The 12,093-nt window shown below is 70.9% G+C and carries 11 protein-coding genes and 1 tRNA gene; 8 read left to right on the top strand and 4 right to left on the bottom strand.

What is annotated here, in order from left to right:
* Window positions 1-162: 162 nt before the first annotated feature.
* From ACFW2Y_RS30140 to ACFW2Y_RS30130, 3 genes are all read left to right on the top strand, one after another.
* Complete coding sequence (locus tag ACFW2Y_RS30140; RefSeq protein ID WP_384885452.1) at window positions 163-738, top strand: TerD family protein; 576 nt, start codon at window positions 163-165, stop codon at window positions 736-738.
* A 29-nt stretch (window positions 739-767) separates the two neighbouring features.
* Entirely contained in the window at window positions 768-1,916 is a 1,149-nt protein-coding gene (locus ACFW2Y_RS30135; protein WP_384885450.1) for a DUF475 domain-containing protein, read from the top strand.
* 101 nt (window positions 1,917-2,017) lie between these two features.
* Window positions 2,018-2,755, top strand: coding sequence for a Tellurium resistance (locus ACFW2Y_RS30130; RefSeq protein ID WP_384885456.1), 738 nt, complete (start codon window positions 2,018-2,020; stop codon window positions 2,753-2,755).
* Between the two features lie 10 nt (window positions 2,756-2,765).
* Here ACFW2Y_RS30130 and ACFW2Y_RS30125 read toward each other — a convergent pair whose 3' ends face one another.
* On the bottom strand, window positions 2,766-3,632 hold the full coding sequence (locus ACFW2Y_RS30125) for a TerD family protein (protein ID WP_384885448.1): 867 nt from the start codon (window positions 3,630-3,632) through the stop codon (window positions 2,766-2,768).
* A gap of 186 nt (window positions 3,633-3,818) precedes the next feature.
* On the opposite strand from ACFW2Y_RS30125, the gene ACFW2Y_RS30120 reads away from it, so the two are divergent.
* Genes ACFW2Y_RS30120 through ACFW2Y_RS30110 form a run of 3 tightly spaced genes read left to right on the top strand, consistent with a single transcriptional unit; the run spans window position 3,819 to window position 8,368 of the window.
* The gene (locus tag ACFW2Y_RS30120; RefSeq protein WP_384885446.1) at window positions 3,819-4,994 is read left to right on the top strand and encodes an HpcH/HpaI aldolase/citrate lyase family protein; all 1,176 of its coding nucleotides are present in this window, start codon (window positions 3,819-3,821) and stop codon (window positions 4,992-4,994) included.
* 18 nt (window positions 4,995-5,012) lie between these two features.
* Window positions 5,013-7,547, top strand: coding sequence for a phosphoribosyltransferase (locus ACFW2Y_RS30115; RefSeq protein WP_384885445.1), 2,535 nt, complete (start codon window positions 5,013-5,015; stop codon window positions 7,545-7,547).
* Window positions 7,544-8,368: an HAD family hydrolase gene (locus tag ACFW2Y_RS30110; protein ID WP_384885443.1), complete on the top strand. Its 825-nt coding sequence runs from the start codon at window positions 7,544-7,546 to the stop codon at window positions 8,366-8,368. Before ACFW2Y_RS30115 ends, ACFW2Y_RS30110 begins: the two co-directional genes overlap by 4 nt.
* Window positions 8,369-8,375: 7 nt before the next feature.
* Here ACFW2Y_RS30110 and ACFW2Y_RS30105 read toward each other — a convergent pair whose 3' ends face one another.
* From ACFW2Y_RS30105 to ACFW2Y_RS30095, 3 genes are all read right to left on the bottom strand, one after another.
* Entirely contained in the window at window positions 8,376-8,597 is a 222-nt protein-coding gene (locus ACFW2Y_RS30105) for a zinc ribbon domain-containing protein (protein ID WP_384885442.1), read from the bottom strand.
* 52 nt (window positions 8,598-8,649) lie between these two features.
* The gene (locus ACFW2Y_RS30100) at window positions 8,650-9,972 is read right to left on the bottom strand and encodes a hypothetical protein (protein ID WP_384885454.1); all 1,323 of its coding nucleotides are present in this window, start codon (window positions 9,970-9,972) and stop codon (window positions 8,650-8,652) included.
* Between the two features lie 116 nt (window positions 9,973-10,088).
* Window positions 10,089-10,850, bottom strand: a complete 762-nt coding sequence (locus ACFW2Y_RS30095) for a DUF4097 family beta strand repeat-containing protein (protein ID WP_384885440.1) — start codon at window positions 10,848-10,850, stop codon at window positions 10,089-10,091.
* 183 nt (window positions 10,851-11,033) lie between these two features.
* Here ACFW2Y_RS30095 and ACFW2Y_RS30090 point away from each other — a divergent pair.
* Window positions 11,034-11,108, top strand: a tRNA-Val gene (locus tag ACFW2Y_RS30090).
* A 163-nt stretch (window positions 11,109-11,271) separates the two neighbouring features.
* On the top strand, window positions 11,272-11,829 hold the full coding sequence (locus tag ACFW2Y_RS30085) for an SMI1/KNR4 family protein (protein WP_384885439.1): 558 nt from the start codon (window positions 11,272-11,274) through the stop codon (window positions 11,827-11,829).
* The last annotated feature ends 264 nt before the right edge of the window (window positions 11,830-12,093 follow it).

Below are 12,093 nucleotides of genomic sequence, written 5' to 3'. Positions count from 1 at the left end.
TGTGTATGTCCGCCCCCGGGGCCCGGGGTACCCCCTCGGGCGGGGGCGGCAGCGCGCCGTACTGGGGCGCAACCGTGTGCCCCGACCCGTCCCACCGGCCCGCCGCCCCCGGTCCGGGGGGCCCCCGGACGTGCCTCATTACCACCGGGGAGGAACCCGATCATGGGCGTCACGCTCGCCAAGGGAGGCAATGTCTCCCTCTCCAAGGCCGCACCCAACCTCACCCAGGTCCTCGTGGGGCTCGGCTGGGATGCGCGCTCCACCACCGGAGCCCCCTTCGACCTCGATGCCAGCGCCCTGCTGTGCCAGGCCGGCCGGGTGCTCGGGGACGAGTACTTCGTGTTCTACAACCAGCTCCGCAGCCCCGAAGGGTCGGTCGAACACACCGGCGACAACCTCACCGGGGAGGGGGAAGGCGACGACGAGTCCCTGATCGTCGACCTCACCAAGGTGCCGGCCCACTGCGACAAGATCGTCTTTCCGGTGTCCATCCATGATGCCGACAACCGAGGTCAGAGCTTCGGCCAGGTCAGCAATGCCTTCATCCGCGTGGTGAACCAGATGGACGGGCAGGAACTCGCCCGCTACGACCTCTCCGAGGACGCTTCCACGGAGACCGCAATGATCTTCGGCGAGCTCTACCGGTACAACGGCGAATGGAAGTTCCGTGCCGTTGGCCAGGGGTACGCGTCCGGCCTCCGGGGCATCGCTCTAGACTTCGGGGTCAACGTTTCGTAAAGCCATGTAATTTCATGATGGGGTAGACAGTGATTCTGAAAACCTTCGGCTGGTCGTTCGCGATCACTGCCCTCGGTCTGGCGGCGGCGGTGCTCTACGGAGGCTGGGAGGCCTTCGGGATCGTTGCGATCCTCTGCGTTCTCGAGATCTCGCTCTCCTTCGACAACGCCGTGGTCAACGCCGGAATCCTGAAGAAGATGAATGCCTTCTGGCAGAAGATCTTCCTCACGATCGGCGTGCTCATCGCCGTCTTCGGCATGCGCCTCGTCTTCCCCGTCGTGATCGTCGCCATCAGTGCGAAGATCGGCCCGATCGAGGCCGTTGACCTCGCGCTCAACGATGCGGACAGGTACCAGGAGCTGGTGACCGACGCGCACCCGTCGATCGCCGCCTTCGGTGGCATGTTCCTCTTGATGATCTTCCTCGACTTCATCTTCGAGGACCGTGACATCCAGTGGCTGCGTTGGATCGAGCGTCCGCTCGCCAAGCTCGGCAAGGTCGACATGCTGTCGGTCTGCATCGCGCTGATCATCCTGCTCATCACCTCGATGACCTTCGCGACCCACGCCCACCAGCACGGCGGCGCACACGTCGACAAGGCACAGACGGTCCTGATCTCCGGCATCGCCGGCCTCATCACGTACCTCGTCGTCGGCGGCCTCTCCGGCTACTTCGAGAACCGGCTGGAGGAAGAAGAGGAGCGCGAGCACGAGGCCGAGGAAGAGGCCCAGCGCAGCGGCAAGAAGGTTTCCGCTGTCCAGCTCGCCGGCAAGGCCGCCTTCTTCATGTTCCTCTACCTGGAGGTCCTCGACGCGTCCTTCTCCTTCGACGGCGTCATCGGTGCCTTCGCCATCACCAACGACATCGTCCTGATGGCCCTCGGCCTCGGCGTCGGCGCCATGTACGTCCGTTCGCTGACGGTCTACCTGGTCCGCCAGGGCACCCTCGACGACTACGTCTACCTGGAGCACGGCGCCCACTACGCCATCGGCGCCCTGGCCGTGATCCTGATGGTCACCATCCAGTACGAGATCAACGAGGTCATCACCGGCCTCGTCGGCGTCGTCCTGATCGCCTGGTCCTTCTGGTCCTCCGTCCGCCGCAACAGGGCGCTCGCGGCGGCCGAGGGCGGCTCGGGTTCCTCGGACGACAAGACCGAGGTGCCGTCCGGGGTGTGACGCCCCCGGCAACGAGGAACGCTTCACTGCGGGGCGGCGGGTGCACCCGCCGCCCCGCAGGCGTGTGCGCGGCAATGACGATCAGTGGGGGTGAAGGCGGCATGGCCTTCTGGGACAACCTTTTTCCGGGGAGGGCGGCGCAGTTCGATTCGGGCAGCGCGGCGTCGAACGCGATCGACCTGACGAAACGGCGCCCGTCCGTCTCGCTGACCAAGCAGGGCGCCGCCAGCGGCAACCTGCGGGTGAACCTCTCCTGGCGGATGCGCAGCTCCGACATCGAAGGACGATCCCGTCAGAGCGGGCGACTGCTGCGCAACCCCTCCCAGCTCTTCAAGCCCGAGGTCGTCCAGGCCCACACCCAGGGCATGGTCAACGTCGACCTCGACCTCGGCTGCCTCTACGAGCTCGCCGACGGCAGCAAGGGCGTCGTGCAGCCGCTCGGCGACTTCTTCGGCGACCTCAACGCCGCCCCGTACGTGAAGCTGAGCGGGGACGACCGCTTCGGCGGCTCCTCGGGAGAGACGATCTTCGTCAACCTGGACCACAAGGACGAGATCAAGCGGCTGCTGTTCTTCGCGTACATCTACGACCAGACGCCGGCCTTCGACCGCACGCACGCCAAGGTCACGCTCTACCCGAGCAACGGCCCCCGCATCGAGGTCGAACTCGACGAGCGCGCCCCGCAGGCCCGCTCCTGCGCGGTCTTCTCGATGGAGACCGTCAAGGGCGAGCTGATGGTGCGCCGCGAGGTGCGCTTCGTGTACGGCTTCCAGGCCGAACTGGACCGGCTCTACGGCTGGGGACTCCAGTGGGGGCGCGGCTACAAGACCAAGGCGTAGCGCCCTGCGGTCACGTGCGGACGAACTGGGGACCCATCGGTGGCATCCGGAACTCCGACACCGGGTTCTGCTCCGGAGCGGCCACCGGCTGCGGATAGCCGTACGCCGGTGCCGGGGCGCTCTCCGGCCGCTGCGGATAGCCGTACGAGGGTGCCCGGTCCGGCATCGGAGGCACGGCCGGCTGCGGCGGCACGGGGCGGTGGACCACGGTCGCGTCGAGGTCGGGGGAGGCGGAACCGGTGGCGTGCGACTCCTCGGCCGCCGCGGTCGCCCGGGCTTCGGAGAGGACGTCCTCGGAGCCCGGGGCGTTCGGCGCGGCCTCCTCGTCGGCGTCCTCGTCGACCGAGACGCCGAAGTCCGTGGCGAGGCCCACGAGCCCCGTCGGATAGCCCTGCCCCACCGCGCGGAACTTCCAGCCGTCCCCGCGGCGGTAGAGCTCCCCGCAGATCACCGCCGTTTCCTCGCCGGTCTCCGCCGTCACGTCGAACAGGGCCAAGGGCTCCTGCTCGGGCCCGGCCGCCGCGTCGTACAGCAGGATCCGCAGGTCGGAGACGGACCGGAAGGTGCCGCCGTCGGAGGACGCCGCGACCACCACCCGGTCGACCGAATCGTCGAGCCCGGCCAGATCGGCTTCCAGGGTGTCCGTCAGCCCTTCGGAGACCCGCTTCTTCGGCAGGTGCCGCACCAGGCCCGAGGGGTGGCGCGGCTGGTTGTAGAAGACGAAGTCCTCGTCGGACCGCACACGCCCGGAAGGCCCGACGAGCAGGGCCGAGGCATCCACGTCGGGGACCCCGGGGCCCGGGGTCCAGCAGAGCACGGCCCGTACGGCCGCGGTGTCGAGAGGGACGTTGGAGCCCTTCAGCATCGCGTGCGTCATGACCGCAATCCTGCCCTCCCGCCCGACCCGCGGACAACGCGGGGGCACCATCGAAGGCGGGAAGGGGAGACGGATGCTGACGAGTTACCTGAATGTCATGCATGGAGGGAACTCCGGACACCCGCACCTACGTACTATTACCGGCCACATCTCATCAGGGCCTGGAGAGGCAGACGGGGGATTTACATGCGTCATTTCGGGCACCTCCCGCCCGCTGTGCGGGCAGGACTGTTCCACCGCGAGCCGGCCGAGTTCACGGCCGACTCGCCCGCCCGTACGCTTGCCGTGGCCCTGGGGGCCACCCTCTACAGCCCGGCCACCCGGCCCCAGCTCGCCGACGCCGTCCGCAAACAAGCCCGGCGCGGAGTGGTCTCCATGGTCCTCTGCCTGGAGGACTCCATCAGCGACGCCGAGGTCGAGGCGGGCGAGGCCAACCTCGTCCGGCACTTCGCCGACCTCGCGGCCGGAGCCGCGGCGGACGCCACCCCGCTGCCCCTGCTCTTCATCCGGATCCGGGAGCCGCACCAGATCACCGACCTCGTCGACCGCCTCGGAGACTCGATCGGACTGCTGTCCGGATTCGTACTTCCCAAATTCACCGAGCACCGTGGACGCCCCTTCCTCGAAGCGCTCACCCAGGCCGAGCAGACGAGCGGCAGGCCCCTCTTCGCCATGCCCGTCCTGGAGTCCCCCGAACTCCTCCACCTGGAGACCCGGGCCGAGACCCTCGCCGGGATCGCTTCGATCACCAACAAGTACCGCGACCGCGTCCTCGCCCTCCGCCTCGGCGTCACCGACTTCTGCTCCGCCTACGGGCTCCGCCGCTCGCCCGACATGACGGCCTATGACGTCAAGATCGTCGCGAGCGTGATCGCCGACGTCGTCAACGTCCTCGGTCGTTCCGACGGCACCGGCTTCACCGTCACCGGACCCGTCTGGGAGTACTTCCGCCCCGGCGAGCGCATGTTCAAGCCCCAGCTGCGCCGCAGCCCCTTCCTGGAGGGCCGCGCCGAAGACCTCCGCACCGCCCTCATCGAGCACGACCTCGACGGACTGCTCCGCGAGATCGAACTCGACCGGGCCAACGGCCTCCTCGGCAAGACCTGCATCCACCCCACCCACGTGGTGCCGGTGCACGCCCTCTCCGTCGTCAGCCACGAGGAGTGGAGCGACGCCCAGGACATCCTCCGACCCGAACGGGACGGGGGCGGAGTGCTTCGCTCCGCGTACACGAACAAGATGAACGAGGTGAAGCCGCATCGCGCGTGGGCCGAGCGCACCCTCCTGCGCGCCGAGGCATTCGGCGTCGCCAGGGAGGACGTCGGCTTCGTGGATCTGCTCACCGCCGGGCTCGCCGGCTGACGAAGGGACATTGACGACGTGGTGTGGACCGGAACGTGGGTCGCGGAGCGACTGGGCGTCGAACTGATCGGCGACGAGGCGCTACCGGCCCTGTTGGGCCTCGCACTGCGCCGCAACCCCAAACGCGCGCACCTGCTGGTCTCCAGCGTGCTCGGCAAGCACGTGCCGCAGCGCCCCTCCGTCGTGTACGGCTCCGGCCTCGACCTCGGCCGGCGCGTCCGCGAACTCCTCGGCGACGAGGAGGCCGCCCGGTCCGTCGTCCTCGGCTACGCGGAGACCGCCACCGCCCTGGGACACGCCGTCGCCGACGGCCTCGGCCCCGCCCCCTACCTCCACTCCACCCGGCGACCGGTGGCCGGCGTCGTCCGCGCGGGCGGCTTCGAGGAGTCCCATTCCCACGCCACCTCCCACCTGCTGCTGCCCGAGGACCCGAAGCTCCTCGCGGGCAACGGGCCGCTGGTCCTCGTCGACGACGAGTTCTCCACCGGCAACACCGTCCTCAACACCATCCGCGCCCTGCACGAGGACCACCCACGGGAGCGGTACGTCGTCGTGGCCCTCGTCGACATGCGGTCCGCCGCCGACCACGACCGCCTGGACGCCTTCGCGACCGAGATCGGCGCCCGCATCGACCTGATAGCCGGCGCGGCCGGCACGGTCCGCCTCCCGGACGGCGTCCTGGAGAAGGGCCAGGCCCTGGTGGCGGAACACGAAGGCGCACCCGGGACCCAGGACCCCGCACGAGCACCGGAGACCGGCCCCGCCCGGGACGTCCCCGGCCTCCCCGCAGCACCGCCCCCCGAGCCCCTCCCACCGGCGCCCCGGGGGCCGCACGTGCGGGTGGAGCTCGGATGGCCCGGGGGGCTGCCCGACGGCGGCCGACACGGCTTCACGACCGAGCACCGGGAACGCCTGGAAGCGGCCCTGCCCACCATGGCGGACACGATCGCCCTGGCCCTCCCGCCGGCAGCACGCCCCGCAGGCCCCCGGCCCCGCGTCCTCGTCCTCGGCTGCGAGGAACTGATGTACGCGCCGCTGCGCCTCGGCACCGCCCTGGAGGCCGCCGGCCACGACGTCCGCTACTCCACCACCACCCGCTCGCCCGTCCTCGCCGTGGACGACCCCGGCTACGCGATCCGCACCCGGATCGTCTTCCCCGCCCACGACGACCCCGCGGACGGCCCCGGTGAGCGCTACGCCTACAACGTGGCGGGCGCCGGATTCGACGCCGTCGTGCTCGTCGTCGACTCCGCCGCCGACACCCCGTTCCTGTACGCACCGGACGGCCTGCTGGCCCGACTCGCCGCGCACGTTCCGCACGTCGTGCTCGCCGTCGTCCCCTCGTACGCGCCCCGGGTCACCGGAGCGCCCGAGGCGCCCGACACCCCCGAAGCTCCCGAAAGGAGCTCCATGCTGCCCGAGCCCCTCCGCGGCCCCGCCTTCTCCTCGTACGCCCCCGAAGAGGTCGGCTGGCTGCTCCAGGACCTCTCGGACGTCGAACTCGAAGCCCCCACCGAGGAACGCGAGGAGGCCATCCAGAGCGGCGGCGCCCACTACGCCGAATCGCTCCCCGTCGAGTACCAGCCCAGCGCCCGCTACCAGGAACTCTTCCACGCCGCCCTGGAGAGCTCCGCCGCCCGGATGGCGCGCGCCGTCGGCACCGTCACCGAAACCGTCCTCGCCGAACGCTCCCCCCGGCCCGTGCTCGTCTCCCTGGCCCGGGCCGGCACCCCCGTCGGCGTCCTCATGCGCCGCTGGGCACAGGCCCGGCACGGCCTCGACCTCCCGCACTACGCCGTCTCCATCGTCCGCGGTCGCGGCATCGACGCCAACGCGCTGCGCTGGCTCGCCGCCCACCACGACCCCACCGACGTCGTCTTCGTCGACGGCTGGACCGGCAAGGGCGCCATCACCCGCGAACTCGCCGAAGCGATCGGCGGGTTCGAGGGCTTCGAACCGGAGATCGCGGTCCTCGCCGACCCCGGCTCCTGCGTCCGCACCTACGGCACACGCGAGGACTTCCTCATCCCCTCCGCCTGCCTCAACTCCACCGTCTCCGGACTGATATCGCGCACCGTCCTCCGCTCCGACCTCATCGGTCCGAACGACTTCCACGGCGCCAAGTTCTACCGCGAGCTGGCCGGAGCCGATGTCTCCCGGGCCTTCCTCGACGCCGTCGCCGACCGCTTCGACGAGGTCGCCGCGGCCGTCGACACGGACGTCAAGGAACTCCTGGCCACCGACCGCACCCCCACCTGGGAGGGCTGGGCGGCCGTCGAGCGGATCAGCGAGGAGTACGGCATCCACGACGTCAACCTGGTCAAGCCGGGCGTCGGCGAGACCACCCGCGTCCTGCTGCGCCGCGTCCCCTGGAAGATCCTCGCCAAGCGGGGCGCCGGCGCCGACCTCGCACACGTCCGCCTGCTCGCCGAGCAGCGCGGCGTGCCCGTCGAAGAGGTCGACCAACTCCCCTACAGCTGCGTGGGGCTGATCCACCCCCAGTACACGAAGGGCGCGACGGGCGCCGACGGGAAGGCGGTGGCGTCCCAGTGAGCGCACCCACGCACGCCCGGACCCTGGTCGCGAGCGACCTCGACCGCACCCTCATCTACTCGTCCGCGGCCCTCGCCCTCGGCATGCCCGACGCCCAGGCGCCCCGACTGCTCTGCGTCGAGGTGCACGAGTCCAAACCGCTCTCCTACATGACCGAGGACGCGGCGGACCTCCTCGCGCGCCTCACCGACGAGACCGTCTTCGTCCCCACCACGACGCGCACCCGCAAGCAGTACCAGCGCATCCAACTCCCGGGAACCGCACCGGCGTACGCGATCTGTGCCAACGGCGGACACATCCTCGTCGACGGCGTCCCCGACCAGGACTGGCACGACGCCGTCCTGCGCAGGATCGCCGACGAATGCGCCCCGCTCTCCGAGATCCGCGCCTACCTCACCGCCACCACGGACCTCTCCTGGGTGCGCAAGCACCGGGTGGCCGAGGACCTCTTCGCCTACCTCGTCGTCGAGCGGGAACGACTCCCCGGCGACTGGCTGGAACGCTTCAACGACTGGGCGGACGGCCGCGGCTGGACCGTCTCCCTCCAGGGCCGCAAGGTCTACGCCGTTCCGAAGCCGCTCACCAAGAGCGCGGCCGTCCGCGAGGTCGCCCGCCGAACCGGCGCCACCCTCACCCTGGCCGCCGGCGACTCCCTCCTCGACGCCGACCTCCTGCTCGCCGCGGACCGGGCCTGGCGCCCGGGCCACGGAGAGCTCGCCGACAGCGACTGGACCGCACCCCACCTCGACGTCCTCGCCGAACGCGGAGTGGCGGCGGGGGAGGAGATCCTCCGCCGCTTCCGGGCCGCAGCTGCCATCTGATCCGGGCTCAGCCGCAACAACCCCCACCACAACAACCCCCACCGCCACCGCCGCCCCCCGCACCCCGCGCGGGGGCAGCGGTGCTTCCGCCGACGGCCACGGCCGACAGCAACTTCACGGTGTCGTCGTGACCGGCCGGACAGGCGGCCGGAGCGGAGGACTCGGCCATGGGACGGCTGAGCTCGAAGGTGTCGCCGCAGGTGCGGCAGCGGTATTCGTAACGAGGCATGCCACCAGGCTAGCGGCGCGAGCCCTCCGACAGCAGGTCCCGGCCCCCACCCTCAGTGCCCCGGACCGGAGCCCCGCTCCTCCCTGATCTGGCCGACGACCCGCGAGGCCGTGGCGCGCACGGCCTCCAGCTCGCCCAAGAAGTGCCAGTAGTCCGGATGGCGCCCCTCCAGTCCCTCCACCGCCCGGTCGATCCGGGCGACTGCCTCGTCGAGGGGTCGGGCGTGGCGCGGATCGGGCGTGTTCCGCCCCGCCATCGCCAGCCGCTGGGCGTCCCGCACCGCGAACCGAGTGCGGTCGATCTCTGCCTTCGGGTCCTTCGCGACGGCGTCCAGACGCCGCAACCGCTCCCCGGCGGCCGAGACGGCCTCGTCGGTCGAGTCCAGCAGCGCCCGGACCGTGGCGAGCAACGACGTCGCATCGGGCCAGCGCTGCTCGGTCCGCGCCTGCCCGGCCTCCGCCAACCGCTCCTCGGCCTGCCGAAGGGACGCGGCGGCCTGCTCGGGAACCTGCTGGAGGTCCTGCCAGCAAGCCGCCGAGAAACGCCGCCGCAGCTCGGACAGGACGGGCTCGACGCCCCCCGTCCGGGTGGTCAGCGCCTCGGTACGGGTACGCAGCGAAACCAGGCGCCGGTCGATCTCGGCGGCCCGCCCGGGCAACCGCTCGGCCTCGGCCCGTACCGCCTCGGCGTCCCGCAGCACCCGATCGGCCCGCTGCAGGGTCTCGGCCACACCATGCTGCCCCGCCCCCTCGTTGAGCCGGGTCAACTCGGGCCCCAGCTGGGCGAGGCGCAGGGCGAGGTCATCGGCGCGCAGCCCGCCCTCCCGCACCGCATCGAGGGCGCCGCTCGCACCCCGCAGCGCCTGACGGGCCCGCTCCACGGCCGGCGCGAGCCGGGCAAGCTGCGTCTCGGCCCGCCCGAGGAGCGGCCCGAGCCCCCCCTCGAACCGGTCCAACTCCCCCTTCACCCGGTCCAGCTCCTCCTTGGCCCGGGTCAGCTCGGAACGGGCCCGACCGGCCGTGGCCGCGTCCAGCTCGTCCCGGTCGAGGTCGTGGGCGTCGACGGCGGAGATGTAAGCGTGGCTGACCTCGTCGATCCGCCTCCCGAGGGCCTCGAAGCCCTCGACGGCACGACGGGCCTCGGGCGAACCGTCCACGGCAGTGATCGTCTCGATGGAGATGCGCAAGCCGCGCTGCGCGGTGTCCAGCTCGTAGAAGGCGGCAGCGGCGGCGTCCTTGGCGGCCTGCGCCTCGGCCCGCTGCCCCTCACCGCGCCCGCCGAACCAGCGCCGAGTGCCGCCGCCCGCAAAGGACTGCGGCAACAGCGCACCCACCAGGAGCGGCAGCGCCCACGCCAGCCGGAACGTGGAGGAAATCCTGGGCGTCGCACTGCCCCTTGCGTCGCTCGCCGCCACGTACCTCTCCCGTGCTGTGTCCGTCGTGCCCGGTCCGGTTCATTCTCCCACCCGGTGAGGACGAACACACGGGCCGGTCAGTTCACCGTCCGGGCGGTGACGTCACCGTTGTTGCTCCGCAGGTTCACGGAGCGCCCGCTGCCGTCGCCGCGGGGCACGTCGAGACGGACGCGACCGTTGCCGCTGCTGCCGGACACCTCGTACACGGCCGTGGGCAAGCCCACCGTGACGTCGCCGTTGTCGGTGACGACGTCGACCGCGCGCGGAACGGCCCCGAGGGTGATCCGCACGTCACCGTTGCCGGACCGGGCCGTGACCCGGGGCGCGGTGACGGAGCCCTCGACCACGACGCTCCCGTTGTCGCTGCCGAGGTCGAGGTCCGCGGTCGCTCCGACCACCCGCACGTTCCCGTTGCCGGACCGCACCTTCAACGGCGTGCTCAACCCTTCGGCCACCACGCCACCGTTGTCCTCCTCGACGGTGACGGCGACCTTGCGGGGCACCTGGATCCGGTGCACGGCCGCGCAGCTGGCGGCGACCGCGTCGCAGTCCACCCGCAGCGTGAGCCGCCCGTCCGCCAGCCTCCAGCTGGCCTCGGGCCCCGACCCCATGAACACCCACCCGTCGACCTGCCGCTCCACCCGCACCTCGTCGATGTCGGCGGGCGTGATCACCAGCTTGGAATCGTCCGAGTCGATGGTGAGCGCCCCTCCGGCGAACGCGAACGCCTTCCGCTCCACCGGAGCCCCCTTCGCATCGGCGCCCCCACAACCGGCGATCGCGACCACCGCGACTCCGGAAGCGAGCAGTGCGACAAACGGGCGGCGGCGTACGGCCATGACGATCAAACCCCCAGGGAGGACACCAACGGTCCCCCCCGAACGTAGGGCCCCGCTACCCCCCGTCACCAGGGTGCGACCCACCGCCTCGAAGGTGGGGCCACCCCCACCCGCCCCGCCCCGCCGAAGACCTCCCTGTGCCGCATCCCCCCCGTGGGCCATGTACGCTGTTGTCCCTTCCACGGGTGCGTAGCTCAGGGGTAGAGCGCTGCTCTTACAAAGCAGATGTCGGCGGTTCGAAACCGTCCGCGCCCACCAGTAGGTCGTACGACAAAGGCCCAGGTCACCGGTACTGAACCGGGAACCTGGGCCTTGTTGGTTTCTGTACACGGGATTGCCGGGTCTCCAGAGCGGGGCGTGTGCGACTGACGTACAGGGGAGGGGCGAGGGCTTGACAGTGGGGTCTGGCAGGGTGCCCCTCATGAACGACCAAGCAACGCCCGCGGCGGCGCGACTGAGGGAGCTGCTGGGCGAGCCGCCCTGCTGGGGCTGGGCACGACCGCAGCTGTGGGAGGCGGCCGAGAAACACCTCGGGGTGGCCCTGCCGACGGACTACAAGGCCTTCCTTGACCTGTACGGGCCGGGTTCCTTCGACCATCTCTTCTGGCTCGTCCGCCCGGTCGAGGGGACACAGGTCGAACTGGAGCAGATCTGGTCGATGTCAGCTCGGCAGCACCTCGACGACCCCGAGCGCACCCCGTTCCCCTTCCATCCCCACCCCGGTGGTCTGATTCAGTGGGGCGGGGACGGGGGCGGCACCATGTACTACTTCCTTCCCGAGGAGGAGGACCCCGACGACTGGCGTGTGGTGGTCGAGACGGAGGAGGGGGAGTGGCACGAGGCCCCCGGCCCCTTCACCGAGTTCCTCCTGAGCTGCGTCGAAGGCCCGCACCGCCCGCCCTTCCTGGGGCGCTACCGGCCCGGCCCGACCCTGCGCTACCACTCGGAGTCCGAGGGCGGCCCGGACCATCCCTGGTGAGCATCGTCGGACACCTGGACACCCGGCACTTGCGCAAGGTGCTGGCCGCCAACGGTCGTCGTTCTGCGGTACGGAGATGCCGACGACGCCATGAGGCAGCGCATCGAGTTCTGACCGTGTGTCAGATGTGTGCCAGGTCGAGTGGTCAGCCACGGTCGCTGGAGGGCTACTGAAGCTTCCCCTTGATCGTGGACACCTGGAGACTGGGACGTGAGGTTCCAGAGGAAGTAGCACCAGGTGGGAAGCAAGTACACGAAGCGGTAC

Source organism: Streptomyces sp. NPDC058877 (genome assembly GCF_042742855.1).
In the GTDB taxonomy this organism is placed as follows: Bacteria; Actinomycetota; Actinomycetes; order Streptomycetales; family Streptomycetaceae; genus Streptomyces.
The sequence above is the reverse complement of the archived record's forward strand: the minus strand, read 5'-3'. Positions and strand labels throughout refer to the sequence as shown.

Excerpts from the sequence above, each read along its gene's own strand:
- ACFW2Y_RS30140 (WP_384885452.1), top strand. The coding sequence starts at position 163 with ATGGGCGTCACGCTCGCCAAGGGAGGCAATGTCTCCCTCTCCAAGGCC.
- ACFW2Y_RS30105 (WP_384885442.1), bottom strand. The coding sequence starts at position 8,597 with ATGCCTCGTTACGAATACCGCTGCCGCACCTGCGGCGACACCTTCGAG.
- ACFW2Y_RS30095 (WP_384885440.1), bottom strand. The coding sequence starts at position 10,850 with ATGGCCGTACGCCGCCGCCCGTTTGTCGCACTGCTCGCTTCCGGAGTC.
- ACFW2Y_RS30130 (WP_384885456.1), top strand. The coding sequence starts at position 2,018 with ATGGCCTTCTGGGACAACCTTTTTCCGGGGAGGGCGGCGCAGTTCGAT.
- ACFW2Y_RS30125 (WP_384885448.1), bottom strand. The coding sequence starts at position 3,632 with ATGACGCACGCGATGCTGAAGGGCTCCAACGTCCCTCTCGACACCGCG.
- ACFW2Y_RS30085 (WP_384885439.1), top strand. The coding sequence starts at position 11,272 with ATGAACGACCAAGCAACGCCCGCGGCGGCGCGACTGAGGGAGCTGCTG.
- ACFW2Y_RS30120 (WP_384885446.1), top strand. The coding sequence starts at position 3,819 with ATGCGTCATTTCGGGCACCTCCCGCCCGCTGTGCGGGCAGGACTGTTC.